The sequence below is a fragment of the Microcoleus sp. B9-D4 genome, assembly GCF_036705105.1.
Taxonomy (GTDB): Bacteria; Cyanobacteriota; Cyanobacteriia; order Cyanobacteriales; family Microcoleaceae; genus Microcoleus.
Window position 1 is genome coordinate 1 of the sequence record NZ_JAUBTS010000065.1, and the last position, 19325, is coordinate 19325.

Genomic DNA, 19325 nt, shown 5'->3' on the forward strand with positions numbered 1-19325 from the left:
ACCCGCCACGTGATTCATTCCGAAAGCAGACTCAGGACCGGTGAAATAAAAAACCTGTATCCGATGAAACTTGCCCCTCGAATTTATCCGTGGTTAATGCTTCAATTCTTTAATCTAAAATCTAAAATCTAAAATCTAAAATCGATTGACTTCTTTATTTATGCTTGACTATGATTTAGTGATTATTGGTGGAACTCCGGCCGGACGTTATGCTGCTTTGACTGCAACTAATTTCCCGGCTCGCGTTGCTTTGGTGGAACCCCTAAGTAATTCCCAAGATTTGCCGACTGGGGGGAAAGAGTTGATCGACCTTGGTTTGAGATACAGCCAAACTTTGAGGGAGGCTGCTCGTTTTGCTCAGCAGATCAGCCGCCAGCAGTTGGGAGTTCGCTGGGAAGTCGCGAATTCCTCTATGCCACTCAAATTGCGCTTTGACGGGGTTCTAAAGTGGGCAGATGATGTTGTTTCTAATTTGTCAGAAATTGATTCTCTCGGCCTTTTGGCTACTCGCGGGGTTGATGTTATTTTTGGCAGCGGCGAGTTTGTTGCGAAACCGGATTTGGCTTTTGTTGTGGGCGGGCGAAAATTGCGATCGCTATGTTATTTACTAGCTTGTCCAACTCTGCCGGCGATTCCCAATATTGAAGGACTTTCGTCTGCTGGCTTTTTTACTTCGGAAACTGTCGGGGAATTAGCCAAACTTCCAGAGTTGCCTAAAAGTTTGGCTGTAATCGGTGCCGATCCCAGCGGTGTCGAAGTGGCTCAAACTTTTGCTCGCCTAGGGGTTGCTGTCACTTTGGTGGTGAAAAGTTCGCACATTTTGGCTAAAGAAGACCGGGAGGCTGCTGGTTTGGTGCAAGCTGGAATGGAAGCTGAAGGAGTGCGAATTCTGACTGCTACTGAGGTGACTCAAGCGAGGGTGATTGATGGTAAAAAGTGGATTCAAGCTGGGCCAAGGGCGATCGAAGCTGAGGAGATTTTTCTGGCCGCCGGTAGAGGGCACAATTTTTCGTCATTAAATCTCGAAGCGGCTAAGGTTAAATTCAGCGATCGGGGGGTGATTTTAAATGAAAAGCTCCAAACCACTAATCACCGCATTTACGCGATCGGCGATGTTGCTGGGGGTTATCCGTTCCCTCACATCGCTAATTACGAAGCTGCGGTTGCTGTGAAAAATGCTTTGTTTTTGCCAATGTTTCAAATAGATTATCGCGGGATTCCTTGGGCGATCTTTTCTGATCCCCAGTTAGCGAGGGTTGGCTTGACTGAAGCGCAAGCAAGGCGTCGTTTTGGAGACGATCTGATTGTTTGTCGGGAATATTTCAAGAATGTTGAAAGAGCTCAAATGTCCGGGGATACAACGGGTTTTTGTAAGATTGTCGGGCGTCGCAACGGGGAAATGTTGGGAGCAAGTATTGTGGGGCCGCAAGCTGCTGAGTTGATTCACGCGATCGCTTTGGCTGTGCGTCACGGGATGAAGGTTGAGGCGATCGCCCAACTTCCTTATATTTGGTCAAGTTTTTCGGAAATTAACGGTCAAACTGCTGCTGTTTGGGAGTCACAGCGCTTGGGCAGAAATACTTTTTCGCGGAATTTATGGGAGAATTTGTTTCACTGGCGCAGGTATTGGAATAAGTAAAGAAATCAAAGGGGTAATTGGTAATTGGTAATTGTAAGTATGTGAGTGGCAAAATATAATTGACTTGGGCTAGTTCCATAGTCCGCTTCTGAACTTTGACATTTAATACCTGATTCACTTCTGAGAGTTGGGCAACTTGTTGTGGCATCGGGGCAAATAATTCGGCTTGCAGCCTATGACTCCCTACCGATCTGCCATCGAGCGCACAAACTTGATTTCCTCTGCTTCCTGCTTTAAATGCAGAGTCGCCCGAATTGTAATGATGACATTAAATTATGATGTAAACTAGACATTAGATTTTATAGGCGATCGCATACAAGCATCGGTTTTAAAAATACTCTTAAGTACCTGATTAGCCTCTTAAATTCTTCTATCAACGGCTGGCGTTCAATCAGCTTTAGCCTTCTTCTTCATCTTCTACTTAGTATTAACTCAACTACAAACAGCTCTTACATAAACAATTCAAGTATTGTTTTAAACTCTTGCTTTCATAACTCTCTCTCCCAAATATATTAAGAAAAATGTAATTCACTGACTACTAAAGCAGAGCAAGCGAAAATAGTAGATAGTAACTCTCAGAAGCTTCAGACTTGACAGAAGCAGTAGGAATACGTAGATATGACTAACATCACAAATTTTTTTCTAGGATATCACATAAACGAGCAAATATACGCAGGCAATCGAACTCTAGTTTATCGTGGTATTCGCTCTTCTGATCAGCAACCCGTCGCGATCAAATTACTGCGAAATGACTTTCCCAGCTTCAACGAACTGGTTCACTTCCGCAACCAATACGTAATTGCTAAAAACTTAAATATCCCCGGCACTGTCAAGGCATACAGCCTGGAGAGCTATCATAACCGCTATGCTCTGGTGATGGAAGACTTTGGCGGAATTTCCTTATGTAGCTACCTTGCTAGTCTAGCATCCGATAGCAACGAAACCCTAGAAGGCTTGCCAGTTAACGATTTTTTTCCTATGGCGATTCAAATTGCCAACGCCCTTGACGGACTTCATCGCCACCACGTCATCCATAAAGACCTCAAGCCCGCCAATATTCTAATTAACCCCACCAGTAAAGAAGTCAAGCTGATTGATTTGAGCATCGCTTCCCTGCTGCCGCGCGAAACCCAAGAAATTCAAAATCCCAATGTCCTAGAAGGCACTTTACCCTACATATCTCCCGAACAAACTGGGCGAATGAACCGAGGCATTGATTACCGCACAGATTTCTACTCTCTGGGAGTCACATTCTACGAATTACTAACAGGAAAGTTACCCTTCCAAACAGACGATCCAATGGATTGGGTACACTGCCACCTGGCAAAGCAACCTATTCCCGTCCATGAACTCAACCCAGCAGTTCCTCCGGTACAGTCTGAGATAGTTGGTAAACTGATGGCGAAGAATGCAGAAGACCGCTATCAGAGTGCCAGCGGACTCAAGTACGACTTAGAAACTTGTTGGCAGCAGTGGAGAGAAAAGGGAGAGATTGCATCCTTTAAATTAGGACAACGAGATTTATGCGATCGCTTCATAATCCCAGAAAAGTTGTACGGTAGAGAAAGCGAAGTATTCTCCCTGCTATCGGCCTTCGAGCGCGTCAGTGCCGGAAGCACCGAAATGATGCTCGTTGCCGGTTTCTCAGGCATTGGCAAAACCGCTGTAGTCAACGAAGTTCACAAACCAATTGTGAGACAGCGAGGCTACTTTATTAAAGGGAAATTTGACCAATTTCAACGCACCCTTCCCTTTACAGTATTTGTCCAAGCTTTTCGCGGTTTAATGGGACAACTGCTATCGGAAACCGATGCTAAAGTAGAACAATGGAAGTTGGATATTTTGGCTGCTTTGGGCGAGAATGCTCAGGTAATCGTTGAAGTCATTCCTGAACTAGAACGTATTATCGGACAGCAAGCGCCAGTTCCCGAACTTTCTGGAAGTGCTGGTCAAAATCGCTTCAATTTGTTATTTGAAAAATTCATTCAAGTCTTCACAACAAAAGACCATCCTTTAGTGATTTTCTTGGACGATTTGCAATGGGCTGACTCAGCCTCGTTAAAATTAATTCAACTGCTGATGAGCGACGTTGATAACTGCTATCTCTTTTTAATTGGAGCTTATCGGGATAACGAAGTTTTTTCAGCACATCCATTGATGCTGACGTTAGCAGAGATTCAAAAAACTGAAGCAAAGGTAAATACTATTACCTTAGCACCACTTGATAGAGCCGACGTAAATTGTTTAGTTGCCGATACTCTAGCTTGTTCTACAGCGTTGGCTCATCCTTTGACAGAACTCGTTTATCAGAAAACCCAAGGCAATCCATTTTTCAGCACACAATTCCTCAAATCTTTGCAGGAAGATGGGCTAATTGAATTTAATTTTGATCTTCGTTATTGGCAGTGCGATATTGCCAGAGTGCGAACCTTAGCACTAACAGATGATGTTGTAGAATTTATGGCACTTCAGTTGCGAAAGTTGCCAGCCCCGACACAGGAAGTTTTAAAGTTAGCTGCTTGTATTGGCAATCAGTTCGATTTAGCGACGTTAGCAATTGTTGATGAAAATTCGCCCGAAGAAACCGCATCCGCTTTATGGAAGGCACTACAAGACGGGCTAATTTTACCCATTAGCGAAGTTTATAAGTTTTATCAAGCAGAGGGAAATAGCGAATCGGTAATCGCTAAGGTCAAGAAATCTGACCAATTACTAATTACCCAGGATCAATTACCCAAATATAATTTTTTACACGATCGCGTCCAACAAGCTGCTTATTCTCTGATTCCAGAAGACCAAAAGCGTTCTACTCACTTAAAAATTGGTCAACTGTTATTAAAGAATACGCCAGAAGCCGAGCGAGAAGAAATAATTTTTGATATTGTCAACCACTTGAATGTGGGAGTTGAGCTAATTACTCAGGAAGCAGAACAAGAGCAATTAGCACAATTGAATCTGGTTGCTGGAAAGAAAGCCAAAGCTGCTACCGCTTATGCTGCTGCGGTTGAATATTTCAATATTGGGAAGAAATTACTGACAGCAAATAGTTGGGAGAATCAATACGAACTAACATTAGGGCTGCATACCGAAGCAGCAGAAGCGGCATATCTGTGCGGTGACTTTGACGGGATGGAAGAATTGGCATCAGTCGTGGAAAGCTGTGCCAAAATGCTACTGGACAAAGTGAAAGTATATGAAGTCCAGATGCAAGCTTGTATGGCGCAAAATAAGTTACAGGAAGCGCTGAATACAGGACTACAAGTTTTAAAACTGTTGGGGGTAGAGTTTCCCTCGGAGCCAAATCCGTCTGATATTGGGCAGGCATTAGGCGAAACTGCGGCAATTTTGAACGAGAAGCGAATTGAGGATTTAATTGAGCTGCCTCAAATGAGGGAGCCCTATAAACTAGCAGCCATAAGACTTTTATCAAGTATCTTTGCTACTGCATACCTTGCTGCTCCTGCACTGTTGCCTTTGACTGTATGCAAACAAGTACAATTATCCGTCCAATATGGGAATGCTTCCGTTTCTCCCTTTGCTTACGCCAATTATGGTTTTCTTCTTTGTGGAGTTGTGGGAGATATTGATTCAGGTTATCAGTTCGGTCAATTGGCTTTAAGTCTAGTGTCAAAGTTAAATTCTCCAGAAATCAAAGCCAAGACAGCCTTCGTAGTAAATTTCTTTATCCGACATTGCAAAGAGCATCTCAAAGAAACCTTAGAGCCTTTGGTGTCAGCTTATTCTAGCGGAATGGAGACAGGAGATATAGAATATGCAGCCTATAATTTATTAGAGTATTCCTCTTCAGCTTACTATAGTGGCAAAGAACTGAGTGTACTTGAAAGAGAGATAGCAAGAAACAGAGATGCTATTGATAAAATCCAGCAAAAAAAACCGCTTAATTATATAGAAATCTATTGGCAGGCTATCTTGAATATGCTGGGAAGAAGTCAAAATCCCTCCTTTCTCAAGGGTGAAGCCTACGATGAGCATATCAAGTTGCCAGTTTACCAGCAAACAAATGACCAAGTGGGATTTGCCTACATATATTTAAACAAGGTTTTACTTTGTTATTGGTTTGAAAAATACTCAGAAGCGATTGATAATATCGCTCTAGCAGAGAACTATTTAAATGCAGTAATAGGAATGCCCGTTGTTCCTGTTTTCCATTTCTACGATTCTTTGGTGCGGTTGGCGGTGTATTCTGACACTCCACAGTCAGAACAACAGAAACTTCTCGACAGAGTACAAGCTAATCAAGAAAAAATGCAAAAGTGGGCGCATCATGCTCCCATGAATCATCTGCATAAATTCTATCTAGTAGAGGCAGAACGGCATCGGGTTTTAAACCAAAAAATAGAAGCGGTCGAGATGTACGACAAGGCTATTGCCCTCGCCCAAGAAAACGAGTACATCAACGAAGAAGCAGTTGCTCACGAACTCGCTGCAAAATTCTACTTAGAATGGGGCAAAGAAAAACTGGCAAAACCCTATTTAATTGATGCTTACTATGCTTACGCAAAGTGGGGAGCCAAAGCAAAGATTGACCATCTAGAACAGCGCTACCCCGAATTGCTTGCTGTGATCCTGCAACAGGAGCGAATTAGCCAGAATCCGACCGAAACAACTCACACCTCCAGCAGTGAATCATCCCTATCTAACACCAATAGAACAATTATCGGTAGCACAAGCAGTTTGGAGTTAGTAGATTTGCCGACAGTTATCAAAGCTTTTCAAGCTCTCTCTAGTGAAATAGAACTAGAGCAATTGCTAACTACTTTGATGCAAGTAGTAGTGCAAAATGCCGGAGCACAAACCGGAGCATTAATTTTGGAGGAAGGTGGAAAGTGGAGAGTTGCCGTACACTGTACAAATCGCCAAGATTGTGACTTGGAATCGCTTTTAGTTGAAGAAAGCAAAGCAATTCCTCTGAACATAATTAACTACGTCAAACGTACAAAAGAAATCCTGGTATTCGATCGTGCCAGCACTCAAACCACCTGGGCTGGCGATCCTTACATCATTGAGCACCAACCCAAGAGCGTTTTATGCACTCCGATTCTCCATCAAGGCAAAGTAATGGGGATTCTGTATTTAGAGAATAATCTCACAACGGGGGCGTTTACGCGCGATCGCGTCGCCATCCTCAACATCCTGTGCTCCCAAGCAGCAATTTCCTTACAAAACGCTCGACTGTATCAACAATCCCAGGAATATGCCCAAAAACTAGAGCAGTCTCTCCACAATCTCAAACAGATGCAGTTGCAATTGGTACAGGGTGAGAAGATGTCTGCTCTGGGAAATTTAGTCGCAGGGGTAGCCCACGAAATTAACAATCCCGTAGGCTTTATCGCCGGCAACTTGCAACCGGCTATAGAATACGTGGGGGATTTATTCAATTTGATTGATTTGTATCAAGAAAAATTTCCCAATCCGGGAGGGGAAATTGAAGCCGAAATTGAGGATATGGACTTGGAGTATTTGCGAGAAGATTTGCCCAAATTGATTGGCTCGATGAAGGAAGGAGTCGATCGCATCCGCAATATCAGTACGAGTTTGAGAACGTTTTCGAGGGCTGATAGCGATCGACCAGTTTCTTTCAATATTCACGACGGACTCGAAAGCACTCTGCTAATTCTCAAGCACCGTTTAAAAGCCAGCGAGTTCCGCCCTGCCATTGAAATTGTGAAAGAGTATGGTAACTTACCCCTAGTAAAATGCTTTCCCGGACAGTTAAACCAGGTATTTATGAATGTGCTGGCTAATGCCATTGACGCTCTGGAGGAGTCCAATAAGGGGCGGAGTTTTAGTGAAATTAAGGCCCTACCTAATCGAATCACGGTTCAGACTGCTTTGAGCGAAGACAACAATCAGGTTTTGATTCGCATTAAGGATAATGGAGTGGGGATGTCGGCAGAAGTCAAGGAAAACATCTTTAACCACTTATTCACCACCAAGTGTGTGGGTCAAGGAACTGGATTAGGATTGTCTATAGCCCACCAAATTGTTGTGGAAAAACATGGAGGTACATTAGTGGTCAATTCTTGCCTCGGTCAGGGTTCGGAGTTTGTGATTTCTATTCCGGTGTGAGCAGTTGGTAGCAGGTCTTTAGGGCAATTAGCGCAATTAGCGCCGCCTTGCAATTACAAGCCCTGTTATTAGAAGAAAGAGGAAACGGGGAATGGGTAACGAGCAACAGGCTAGAGTTTTTCGTGCTAGGAACTGGCGACTACGGACTAGGGAAACAAAGAATCTAGGCTAAGTTTCCCATCCTCCGCCTGCATCTTATTAGTGATTGAGACAGCGGTTTGCAACGGCCTGCTTTACAAATAGTCTTCCCTTTTTTGTGACCGGTTTCGTGTTAAGAGTTCTCTTGAGATTCTAAGCCTTTACCTTACCGAAATGAAAGTCGCTATCATGCTACTGAGATGGTGGACTTAAATTTCATAATATGATCAGGTGCGCGCACCCTAGGTTAATAAGGTGCGCGTTTGACGCTGAGATGTACGGAGAGGGTGGGATTTGAACCCACGTTAAAGTTGCCTGTGAACAAACCTGACGGTCAACTGAGTACAGTTAGACCGCAGGCTTCTTTTTCCTTTTTTTTCTCATGCTTTTTATAGTGAGGTAGTTCCACCCCCACTTGCTAATATAGTATCAGAGTATTTCCCGAGCATCTTGGGGTATAAAAGAATAATTGTCGGTTTGGGTACCGAAACCCGACGAGCCTTTCATCACGCGGGCGTAATTCCCAACGGGGTACGGGGCACAGCGCTCTGATTAATCCCCTCTAAATATACGCCCGGGACTTCCCGACTGGTAGTTAAAATAGATTTCGAGTCTACCTATTCTAGGGCGCTAGCCCTTGCACGATAAGGCTTGTACGAACCTCGACTTAAATAAATACTGTTTATATACCATTTTCATATACTCAATTGATACTCAGTTGATACTCTGTTTGGTCGTTTTCTCGTCAAACCGTAGTCATACCATTTTTTTAAAGATGTGATAGAGATAAAGAATGTAAAATCCCAGACCATCCGGTGAGAAAACCAATGACGCGATCGGTGAAAGATGCCAAAATTTCCTGGATTTTTGTGCGGAGTTCGTCAAGATTACTAAACATCGACCAAGCTAAAAAATCTTTGATATATTCCCACACTCTTTCTGTAGGATTTACTTCTGGACAAGCCGGAGGTTGAAATAGTAAAATGATCTTGTCTGGTAATTCAGATGAGCTTAAATTATGAGCGGGTGCGTTATCTACTTGAATGATGTGTAATTCATGAGGATATTGTATTGACAAAAGTTGTAAATATGCTTCCAAACAAACTTTGTCTAAATGCGAAAACTCAAAAAAAAAAATCTCTTTTGGGAGCGATACTGCGCCATACAGCCAAAAACACTCAAATGTCCATTGATGCTTTCCGGGCGGGCTTTACGCCTGAAAGCGTCAGCTTGCGCCGACTTTATTGTATGCAGCCCTATCCGCGTTTCATCACTACACCAATAAGTGACTTTTTTATATTTGTTTACTTAAGGTAAAGCTTTGTGTAGTAAAGCTTTTATCTCTTGATGCAAGTTATTATTAAATTCCTTAATTGCCGTAGATTTCTGGGAAATACTGCGAGGTCTTGGAATTTTTAATTTACTTTTTAATTCCCCTCTAATTAAAGAATATACAGCCGGTAACTACTGGCTATTCCTTTAATCAACCAGAGCCAAAGATGAACTTCTTTATAACTCTTAAATCCTTCTGGGTCTCTTAACTCTTGTTGCAAGGTAGCTGCTATTTCAACTGAGAACTTTTTTGGGCGACCGAAAACCTGCCTATTTTTTAACAAATTTTCCAGACCGCCCTTTCTATATTGGGAGAGCCAGCGATGAATCGTTGCCTCACTTTTACCTAAAACTGCGGATACTTCCCGCACAGTTTCTACTTGTTTTGACTGAAATAAATAAAGCATTTGAACTTTGTTATAAGCTAGGATTATTTTTTGCTGTTTGAGGATTTATCGTAAATTTTCTACAGATTCGGTAATCTTTATATGAGGACGACCAGACCTTGTAATGCTTTCCTTTACTTTTTACACAACTCTATCACATCTTTAAAAAAATGGTATCAGAGGCTAGATGGTGAGTCGGTGAGTCAAGCTACACAACGCATTCTCAAGGAAATATCAGGCACATCTACAGCGCTGTCTACGCTGTCTACATATGTGTCTACAAAGCAAATGATAGCGTCGTGTCTACAGCTATTGTAGACATTGTAGACAAATCTGTAAGTTCAAGCCTTGACCCGGTGATGGAGCGGATGGCCGCCATTGAAGAACGGCTGGGAAAATTGAGTGCCTGAGTGACGGCAACGATTAATCACGAGCGGCAGGAATTGAAAGCGGCCAACAAGCAACTTGCAGAATGGGATGCAGAACTCAATCAGTTGCACGAGCGCAACGGCGATTTAGGGTTGAAGGTTCAGATGTTGGAGCAAGAGCTCAAGGAAGTGCAGCGCGATCGGGAAGCAAATAAAAAACTCGGCTCCGACCGTCGCAGAATTTCCAGAGCCGGCCGACTTGCTCAATCAGTTAAAAGCGCGGCGTAAAAAGTCGAGGGCGGACTTGGCTGATATGCAAACAGTGTTGGACATACTCAGCCACTAAGAAGAGTAGGACTGAGCGAAAGATGAGCGGAAAGTGGAATATCCTAGAGGGTAATAAATTTGAAACCCGTTACCAGTGAAGAGTTAAAAGCAATCGGGATGACAGGATTTGAACCTGCGACCCCCTCGTCCCGAACGAGGTGCGCTACCAAGCTGCGCTACATCCCGAAATTAGTCACTAGATTTTAAGCTTATCACATTCAAGTTAAAATTTAGCAACCTCGTATATAATGATTTGTAAAACACTACTCAGGCGGAGACAGACGTGACAGTTAAGCCCCAGTGGTTGCGAGTTAAAGCCCCCCAGTGGGAGCGCGTCGGCAACGTCAAAGAAATTTTGCGGGATTTATCCCTGAATACGGTTTGCGAAGAGGCTTCGTGTCCGAACATCGGCGAATGCTTTAACGCAGGTACTGCGACATTTTTGATTATGGGCCCGGCTTGTACCCGCGCCTGTCCTTACTGCGACATCGATTTTGAGAAAAAGCCCCAACCTTTAGATCCGACGGAACCCCAAAGATTGGCGCAAGCAGTGCAGCGGCTCAAACTCAATCACGTCGTGATTACCTCTGTCAACCGGGACGATTTGCCGGATGGGGGCGCATCTGTGTTTGTCGAGTGCATTCAAGCAGTGCGATCGGCGATGCCCGATACAACTATAGAAGTTTTGATTCCCGACTTGTGCGGCAACTGGCAAGCTTTAGAAATTATTCTCGCAGCCCGGCCAGAGGTACTCAACCACAATACCGAAACCGTAAAGCGACTTTACCGCAAGGTGCGGCCGCAAGGAAAGTACGATCGCACCTTGGAACTATTGCAGCGAAGCCGGGAACTCGCACCTGGGGTTTACACCAAATCCGGCATCATGGTGGGACTCGGAGAAACAGACGCTGAAATTCGGGAGGCGATGCAGGACTTACGGGCTGTCGGCTGCGATATTTTAACAGTTGGACAGTACCTGCAACCGACTCAAAAGCACTTGAACGTAGAAAATTTTGTGCCTCCAGAACAGTTTGATGCTTGGAGAAAGTTTGGCGAATCTTTGGGATTCTTGCAAGTTGTTGCTTCTCCCTTAACTCGCAGTTCCTATCACGCCGAACAGGTGAGGGAACTGATGAAACTTTACCCACGCTAGCAATTTTAATTTGAGTTGACTCGCGCCCGTTAGCGAAGCCCTCGAAGAGGATCGCACCATTCTCACTAAAACCTGATCGACCGGGTAACAGCGAGGAAAAACTTGCGCTTGATATGCAGGCCCAGGGCAAAAAACCCGGTTTCAGATGCTGGTGTTCGGGGCGTGATGTTAAGCGGGAAGCAGCAGCCAACAGCAAAACAATTATCGGTCGATCGCCCCCTCAAACTCATGACTGACGCAAAAGACATCGAGAAACCCGGTTTTTGCGTCAGCCGCTAATTCGGTACAGCGGACTTTACCGAAAATTGGGTTTAAAGCCCCGTCCTTCGCTCGACGGCTTTCTCTTTAAATACTGTAGCTTAAGAAGCGATGCAACGTTTTTTAAGCTATAGTAAATAGAGGAGGTGATGCAAGTGTTTAGTCTGACATACGAATACAAACTCAAACCCACATCAGCGCAAGTTGCCCGATTTGAAGACTGGCTCGAACAATGTCGGCGCGTCTACAACTATGCATTAGCCGAACGCAAAGATTGGTTTAAATCTCGTAGCTGTCAGATAAATGCTTGTTCTCTCCAGTCCGAATACATCATTCCAGCAGAAACCAAACGCCCTACTTATGCCAGTGAATGCCAGACATTAACAGCCTATAGGAAAACTTCTGGCAACCTACAGCGAGTGCAATCTCAAGTTCTACAACAGACGCTTCGTCGGTTAGAACAAGCATTCGTCAGCATGTGGGAGCAAGGACATGGTTTCCCTCGATTCAAGAAGAGTCGGACCATGCGCTCTTTCGTTTTTCCTCAAGTTGGGATAGATGCCGTAAGAGATGGCGCTATCAAGCTACCTGTAATTGGCTGGATCAAGTTTCGCCAATCGCGTTCTATTCCTGATGGCGCAAAGCTAAAACAGGTTCGGATAGTGAGACGTGCTAGCGGATGGTTTGCCATGTTGACATTGCAGTGGGATGTATCTGTTCCAGATGTCATGCCACATGGCGAAGCGCTTGGAGTAGACGTTGGAATCAGTCACTTGGCTGCGGTTTCTAACGGTAAGTTGTTCCCCAATCCCAGACCTTTCAATTCGCTCGAACGCAAGCTTAGATTACTGCAACAGAGAGTATCGAGAAAAGTTAAGGGGTCGAATAACCGCAAGAAAGCGCAAGTTAAAGTCAGCAAACTGCACGAACGAATTGCAAATACTCGGAAAAACTACTACTGGCTCGTAGCTCACAATCTCTGCGATTGGGCGGGGATGATATTTGTGGAAGATTTGAAACTCAAAGGTCTAGTGCGAGGCTTCTTAGGGAAGCACTGCTTAGACGCTGGATGGGGACAATTTTTTCAAGTATTAGAGCAGTGCTGTCGCAAACGCGGAGTGTTATTTCTTAAGGTTGACAGCAAGAAAACCAGTCAGATATGTCCTAACTGCTTAGTCGAGACGGGCAAGAAGCAGCTCTCCGAGCGTATTCATTCGTGCCAACATTGCCGCTATACGGCGGATAGAGACGTTGCAGCCGCTCAAGTAGTTCTCATTCGAGGACTTGCAGCCGTGGGACACACGGTCAAGATGCTTTCTGAGGGTAAAGCGATTGCGCTCCCGGCGATGAAAGAATCCCCGTCCTTATAGGGCGGGGAGTGTCAAAAACTCTGAAGCTGATATTCTGTAAGGATTAAACTTCCGCCCAACTGCGGGGTATTTAATTGAGAGCGGCGAGTTATATAAAGTTTTATTAAAAAAATGGCGAATTTTCCGAAGTGATCGGGAACCAGCTTCTCGGTGATGAAGATTAACTTAACTTCTGACTAACGTCACTTGTTTCTAGCCAGTCACTATCTATACTAGCTACATAAACAAAGAAGTACAACACACTTTTCGGGGCTCCAAACTGTTACATCAGAAAGTTCTTAGCGTTTTCCAGAATCTTGGTAAAACAAGTGGGGCAGCAAAAGTTCGATCTCTCCAACAGCAGAAAAGTCAGAAAAGTTAGTTAGTAAAGAAACACAAAGCGGTGATGCTTCGTCTTAACCAAATGGGCATCTTAATTATAAATAACCGCTAAGCGTAGCATCTTTTCACCGGAGCAACTGAGAAAATCACTATGCCAGCCACCTCTTTTTACGCTGAAGCTGAATTCGACGAACAACTGCGAGTCAATCCCTTGCAAGGTGATGTGTTGGATGAAGATGCTGAAGAAGCTGGAGACGAACTGCTCGACCAAGACCCAGCAGAGACAGAAGATGCAGACCCAGCAGCCAAATTGCAAAAAAATGCCAACCGTCGCACTACAGATTTAGTGCGCCTGTACCTCCAAGAAATAGGTCGGGTTCGTCTCTTGGGTAGAGACGAAGAAGTCTCGGAAGCTCAAAAAGTTCAGCGCTATATCAAATTGCTGGAATTACGGAACACCGTCGCCTCCCAGGAAGAAGGGCTAATTGGGCGCTTCGTGCATTTAATTGAAGTGCGCGATCGCTTGTCCGCACAATTGGGACACAAACCTTCCTTGGAACGCTGGGCCTTAACTGCCGGCGTCGGTGACGTGCCAGAACTAAAGCGAATTATGGCCGAAGGCAAGCGCCAGTGGGCCGAGTTAGCAGAAATGACGGTCGAGACGATCGAAAGAATTCAAGCTGAAGGCGTCGAAGCTAAAGACCACATGATTAAGGCGAACCTGCGCCTGGTGGTTTCGGTGGCGAAAAAATATCAAAATCGCGGTTTAGAATTGCTCGACTTAATACAAGAAGGTACTCTCGGACTGGAGCGAGCTGTAGAAAAGTTTGACCCGACGCGGGGCTATCGGTTTAGTACGTATGCTTACTGGTGGATTAGGCAGGGAATTACGCGGGCTATCGCCACTCAAAGCCGCACCATTCGCCTCCCCGTCCACATCACCGAAAAACTTAACAAAATCAAAAAAGCCCAGCGCAAAATTTCTCAAGAAAAAGGTCGGACAGCTACGATCGAAGACATCGCTGTCGAGTTAGACATGACGGCGCCCCAAGTCCGAGAAGTTTTGCTGCGAGTCCCCCGTTCTGTTTCTTTGGAAACTAAAGTGGGCAACGAAAAAGATACAGAGTTGGGCGACTTGCTAGAAACCGACAGCATCTCCCCAGAAGAAATGCTGATGCGAGAAGCTTTGCACCGCGACTTGCAGCAACTGCTGGCAGATTTGACCAGCCGCGAGCGAGATGTAATTCTGATGCGCTTTGGTTTGGGTGATGGACACCCCTATTCGCTGGCAGAAATCGGTCGCGCGCTCGACTTGTCCCGCGAGCGGGTTCGTCAAATTGAAGCAAAAGCTTTGCAAAAACTCCGCCAACCTAAGCGTCGCAACCGCGTCCGCGACTATCTGGAGTCTCTGACTTAAATTGGGCCGGTCAGTCAGCGCGATTAATCAGGGAGCAAGGCATTTGGCACTTGTGCAGAAGGCATGAGGCATTCGGCAGAAGTAACAATATTTACTTCTCAACCACTTCTCTGTCCTCTGCTGCAAGTCAATCGATTTTAGATTTTAGATTTTAGATTAAAGAATTGAAGCATTGACCCCACGGATGAATCCGGGGGCTTGTATCCTGGATGCTTTCATATCGTTTCCGGTTGTATCGGAATGATTTAACCGCAGAGGGCGCAGAGAACGCAGAGGGAGAGAATACAGAGAGGAATACAGGACGATGCTACCGGATTTGATATCATTCATAAAGCTGGTTAAAAGTCAAACAATATCAAAAACCAAATTTTTTCCTCAACCTTTTTTCAATAAGGTGCGATATTTGCAAAATATCTCGATCGTTGTGTATTATTGTCAATAGGCAGACTTTCTTGAGAGGGTCACAATGGCACTTTATACCGCGTCCTCATTCAAATCCGAACTCAATGACAAAGGGTGGCGGATGACTCCCCAACGGGAAACCATCTTGCACGTGTTTCAGAACCTCCCCAAAGGCAATCACCTGAGTGCGGAGGATTTGTACACTTTGTTAAAAAATCGCGGCGAAAACATTAGCTTGTCCACCATTTACCGAACTTTAAAGTTAATGGCAAGGATGAGCCTCCTCCGCGAACTCGAACTAGCAGAAGGTCACAAACACTATGAAATAAACCAGCCTTACCCGCATCACCACCACCACCTAGTCTGCGTTCAGTGCAACAGAACGATCGAATTTAACAACGATTCGATTTTGAAAATTGGCATGAAGCAAGCTGAAAAGTCTGGGTTGCACCTGCTAGACTGCCAGCTAACCATTCATACGGTGTGCCACGAAGCTTTGCGGATGGGATGGCCGTCTCTGGTTTCGAGCAATTGGTCTTGTCCGAGGTCGATCGCCCACAACGGCAGCACCGCCCCGGATTCAATCGAGTGACGGTACACTATTTTCGAATTTTAAGTACGGCTTGTTACAAGTTTTAACAAAAATCGGTGGCCCAAGTGCGATCGCAGTTACGCCGAAACCGGGTTCTTAGGAAAAATACATCATTTCAGGAATGAGTCGGAAAGCAGAAACCCGATTTATTTCATGTAGCGTCCGCAAGGCTGGGGCTAAAAAGTTTGGCTCAACAAATCGTCGCTGCTGACCCCGTAACTGCGCTGAGCTCGATGGAGGGCGTCTCTCGTGGGAGTATCAAAAACTCCGCTGATCGAGCCTGTGTAAAAGCCGAGGTCTTCCAGCCGCCTTTGTAATTGCTGAATGCTCGATCGAGAGTTGAAAATGCTGCTAATTGGAACAGCAGGAACGGCTACCCGGCCAGCTAATCCGTTTTGGAGGGCTGCCAAAGTCGCCGGAGTGGCAATACCCGTCGCCGGTGACAAATTGCGTTCCTGCTGAAACGAAAGCACCGCAAACTCGGTTTCGCCTCCAAATACTCCGTTCACCGGGCCGGGGTTTTTGCCCAGACTTCTGAGCGCAGACTGAAGCTGTCGGACAGCAGGCCCAGTATCGCCCCGTCGCAGACCAGCGGCGATTTGCTGCGGCACAGGCGCTGCGGCCTGCCTGTTGCCTTGCCACAAAGCCGATCGAGTGCTGCGATCGACTCTTCCAGTCCCGAACATCCCGCTATCTCTCTGAAAGCGGATCAAAGCTGCTTGAGTTGGTCGATCGAACCAACCGTGAATTTGGCTCCTGTAATAACCCAATTCTTGCAGCCGCCGCTGCACAAATTCTACTTGTCGGCCTCTGTCGCCCAACTCCAGAAAATCTCCGGCATTACTCTGTTGGTCATCTTCCTCAGTCCATGAGGTAATTTCAGCTTGCCTCATCTGGGCATCGATAGCAGTCAAAGTAGCCGTGTCAGCGCAGCCGTCAGAAACGAGATTGTAATCTTGCTGAAAACGAGTCACAGCGTAGAGAGTGCGTTCGCGGAACTTGCCGTCAACGCCACCTTCAAAATAGCCCAAAGCTTTTAATTGTCGCTGGATCAAGTCTACCGTCGCCCCTCTGTCCCCGAACCGCAGCCCCTTGCAACCGCCATTTCCCGAAATATTCCCTGGAAGCGTCACGGGGGGAACGGGCCGGGTGGAACCAAACAGCAAAGCTAAAGTTTGCCTATTGGCAATTCCAGTTACCCGCAGTCGATTAATTCGCTGGAAGTATCTAACCGCATTTTGAGTAACTTCGCGAAAACTCCCTGTGGGATGGGCGCTGAAGTAGCCTAGCTGCTTCAACCTGCGCTGGAGTGCCGAAACATCTGCACCCGCGTCTCCAAAACGCAGCTCCCGATAATTTGTATAAATAGTATTAAAAGGTCGATCGTCATCCCCGGCAAAACTGTTGAGTGCGATCACAGTAGCTCGATCGGGCCTACCAGTCAGCGACAGTTGATAGTCTCGCTGAAAGTTAGTCAGCGCCTGTTTAGTAACCGGGCCGAGTTGACCTGTCGATGATCTGGGAAAATAACCGAGTTCCCGCAACCTGTCTTGAATCGCTCGGACATTGGGATATCCCGGATCTATTTGAGCAAAAGCCGCACCGGCTGCACTCAAAACCGACAGCATCAAAGCCAGAGACAGCAAACGGACGTAAGTCTGACTCGATAGATTTTGCCAATTGGGCTCATCAAAAATTTTCGACTCTGCGGGTGCTTCGCAAACAAGAGCAAGTTCGAGGTAAGCAAGGGATTCCATAATTTTTTAGTGTGAAATTGTGGGTGGGTTGTGTGAGCAAACTGCCAAAAATCATTTTTGGCACGCTTGGCTTGGATTCTATCAACGCTAAGTTCTACCTGGAAAGCGCGAAGCACCCGTTTTTCTAAAAAATTTACCGTCAATAATAATTACAGGTAACAACTAAGATAGCATCGCTGCTTCTAGAGACGCGAGACTCAGCAAAAAAGTTTGCAGGCATAGTCTTAGCCTTTAAGGCCGAAAGAGAATAAGTTCTGGGGTAGTGCTGGCTAATATTTTATCTGGCTGCCGCAGAAATTACCACAAGACTTGGGCGCAGGTTGTCATCACCTTAATTTCTTGTCTGTAAAGAGCCTGAAATCGCTGGTTTTTTGTTAATAAACGCGGTTTCTTCATGTGGCGAGTGCGTCTAGGAAAGTACCGCTGATTAACCAAAAAACTAGCCACTAAAAATCCCCACTTTTGCTAGTTGCAAATAGGGCGGGGATTTTTTGATAAGTTAACTTTGTATGAAAAAATCGACGATCGCTTAAATTAAGCCGAACCGATCGCAAATTACAGCTACTCCCGCTGCAAAAACAGTAATTGCGATGGCTACCAGCGGGTTTTGTCCTCTGCTCACCGCAAAAGAGGTAACGACCCCAGCTCCCAAAGCCGCAGTAACAGCAGCATTCGCCAAATCTCGATCGGGACGTTTGTCGTACATATTTTTTATTGTTGGTAGCTGTTAAGCTGAAAACTTAGATATTGCGATCAAAGCTAGCACTCTTGCCTCTGCGGCGGTGACAACAGCCTCCGTTTTGCAACTAACCTTAAAATATTGCTAATTTTCTTAACATACTCTCCTGAATAACATAAGTTAGGATTATGTATTTTCGAGTTTTTATGTTGAATTTTAGCTCTTGAAACCTTTTGTCTGCTCGGCTTTTATGTCAAATTCAGGATTTGGCAGAGGCGATCGCACCCGCAGTCTGTGCGCCTCAAACTGCAATCCCAAATATCGTAAATAAATTTAACTTGACTTTTTGCAATAAATGTGCACATAGCTATTGGCAACAAGAGACAGGAAAAAACCCGGCGTTGGTGAACAATTTTCACACTGCGATTGCTTGGCTGCCCTCACAATGAGATGAGTATATTTGTTGTCTAATTACTATCTAAGTTTTATTCGCCCTCAACTTTTTCAGTATTGCCGCCTTTGACCCAACCTTCGCGATTGTCATCCTCAATCCGAATTCGCTGCCACTCTTTGTCGGGCGACTCTTCCAAAACTACGACTCTTTCCTTGTAACCAACACCGCCAATGCGGTTCGAGTCTCGGCTACCTGTATCGCGGAGAATTAAGCCGATCGGCTGAGTCACCATCGCGCGGTAAGCTCCAGGTTCCAGCGGTTTGGGAGACGGGGCATCGCTAGATGTAGAAACCGGGCTAGCCTGGGCTGTTGACTTCGGCGCAGCGCCCGCAACCTGAGCTGGTGTTTTGTCGTTGGAAAAAACAGGTTTTTCGGGGATAGTAGTTAGCTTAGCGGCAAAGTAAAGTGCAGCAGCCACGCTAGCACCTGCCATCAGGACGATCGCGAGCAGAAAACCCACTAAAAATTTGAAAACGCTATATACACTGTTCATAAAACCGCAAATGAAGGAAGAAGGAAGAAGGAAGAGGGAAGAAGGAAGAAGGAAGAGGGAAGAAGGAAGAGGGAAGAAGGAAGAAGGAAGAAGGTTGACTGTTGAGTGTTGACTACTGAATGTTGAGTAAAATCTGGTAGCTGCCAACT

9 protein-coding genes, 1 tRNA gene and 2 pseudogenes are annotated in these 19325 nt (G+C 45.4%); 7 read left to right on the forward strand and 5 right to left on the reverse strand.

All coding sequences use genetic code 11. The features are described from left to right. The first annotated feature begins 145 nt into the window (after positions 1 to 145). Both QUB24_RS27465 and QUB24_RS27470 read left to right on the forward strand, forming a co-directional pair. Positions 146 to 1639 (forward strand): NAD(P)/FAD-dependent oxidoreductase, encoded by a 1494-nt coding sequence (locus QUB24_RS27465; RefSeq protein WP_333156767.1) that lies wholly within the window; start codon positions 146 to 148, stop codon positions 1637 to 1639. A 618-nt stretch (positions 1640 to 2257) separates the two neighbouring features. Next, positions 2258 to 7729: an AAA family ATPase gene (locus tag QUB24_RS27470; RefSeq protein WP_333156768.1), complete on the forward strand. Its 5472-nt coding sequence runs from the start codon at positions 2258 to 2260 to the stop codon at positions 7727 to 7729. Between the two features lie 907 nt (positions 7730 to 8636). Here QUB24_RS27470 and QUB24_RS27475 read toward each other — a convergent pair. Then, positions 8637 to 9651, reverse strand: a pseudogene (locus QUB24_RS27475) (IS630 family transposase). Positions 9652 to 9995: 344 nt separating this feature from the next. Here QUB24_RS27475 and QUB24_RS27480 point away from each other — a divergent pair. After that, a complete protein-coding gene (locus tag QUB24_RS27480; RefSeq protein WP_333156769.1) occupies positions 9996 to 10241 on the forward strand; it encodes a hypothetical protein in 246 nt (81 codons plus the stop codon). A 151-nt stretch (positions 10242 to 10392) separates the two neighbouring features. Here the strand turns inward: QUB24_RS27480 and QUB24_RS27485 are convergent. Beyond that, positions 10393 to 10466, reverse strand: a tRNA-Pro gene (locus QUB24_RS27485). 91 nt (positions 10467 to 10557) lie between these two features. Between QUB24_RS27485 and lipA the strand changes: the two are divergent. From lipA to QUB24_RS27505, 4 genes and pseudogenes are all read left to right on the forward strand, one after another. Next, positions 10558 to 11433 (forward strand): annotated as a pseudogene (lipA, locus tag QUB24_RS27490) (lipoyl synthase); the annotation flags it as partial. 407 nt (positions 11434 to 11840) lie between these two features. Further along, a complete protein-coding gene (locus QUB24_RS27495) occupies positions 11841 to 13061 on the forward strand; it encodes an RNA-guided endonuclease InsQ/TnpB family protein (protein ID WP_445300439.1) in 1221 nt (406 codons plus the stop codon). Positions 13062 to 13533: 472 nt separating this feature from the next. Then, positions 13534 to 14799 (forward strand): RNA polymerase sigma factor SigC, encoded by a 1266-nt coding sequence (gene sigC / locus QUB24_RS27500; RefSeq protein WP_333156771.1) that lies wholly within the window; start codon positions 13534 to 13536, stop codon positions 14797 to 14799. Between the two features lie 466 nt (positions 14800 to 15265). Beyond that, positions 15266 to 15793 (forward strand): transcriptional repressor, encoded by a 528-nt coding sequence (locus tag QUB24_RS27505; protein ID WP_333156772.1) that lies wholly within the window; start codon positions 15266 to 15268, stop codon positions 15791 to 15793. Between the two features lie 176 nt (positions 15794 to 15969). Here the strand turns inward: QUB24_RS27505 and QUB24_RS27510 are convergent, their stop codons facing one another. From QUB24_RS27510 to QUB24_RS27520, 3 genes are all read right to left on the reverse strand, one after another. Further along, the gene (locus QUB24_RS27510; RefSeq protein WP_333156773.1) at positions 15970 to 17550 is read right to left on the reverse strand and encodes a peptidoglycan-binding protein; all 1581 of its coding nucleotides are present in this window, start codon (positions 17548 to 17550) and stop codon (positions 15970 to 15972) included. 529 nt (positions 17551 to 18079) lie between these two features. Continuing rightward, positions 18080 to 18256: a hypothetical protein gene (locus tag QUB24_RS27515; protein ID WP_333156774.1), complete on the reverse strand. Its 177-nt coding sequence runs from the start codon at positions 18254 to 18256 to the stop codon at positions 18080 to 18082. 458 nt (positions 18257 to 18714) lie between these two features. Then, on the reverse strand, positions 18715 to 19176 hold the full coding sequence (locus tag QUB24_RS27520; protein ID WP_333156775.1) for an SH3 domain-containing protein: 462 nt from the start codon (positions 19174 to 19176) through the stop codon (positions 18715 to 18717). Positions 19177 to 19325: the final 149 nt, after the last annotated feature.

Excerpts from the sequence above, each read along its gene's own strand:
- QUB24_RS27510 (WP_333156773.1), bottom strand. The coding sequence starts at position 17,550 with ATGGAATCCCTTGCTTACCTCGAACTTGCTCTTGTTTGCGAAGCACCC.
- QUB24_RS27470 (WP_333156768.1), top strand. The coding sequence starts at position 2,258 with ATGACTAACATCACAAATTTTTTTCTAGGATATCACATAAACGAGCAA.
- QUB24_RS27515 (WP_333156774.1), bottom strand. The coding sequence starts at position 18,256 with ATGTACGACAAACGTCCCGATCGAGATTTGGCGAATGCTGCTGTTACT.
- QUB24_RS27520 (WP_333156775.1), bottom strand. The coding sequence starts at position 19,176 with ATGAACAGTGTATATAGCGTTTTCAAATTTTTAGTGGGTTTTCTGCTC.
- QUB24_RS27495 (WP_445300439.1), top strand. The coding sequence starts at position 11,841 with ATGCAAGTGTTTAGTCTGACATACGAATACAAACTCAAACCCACATCA.
- QUB24_RS27505 (WP_333156772.1), top strand. The coding sequence starts at position 15,266 with ATGGCACTTTATACCGCGTCCTCATTCAAATCCGAACTCAATGACAAA.
- sigC (WP_333156771.1), top strand. The coding sequence starts at position 13,534 with ATGCCAGCCACCTCTTTTTACGCTGAAGCTGAATTCGACGAACAACTG.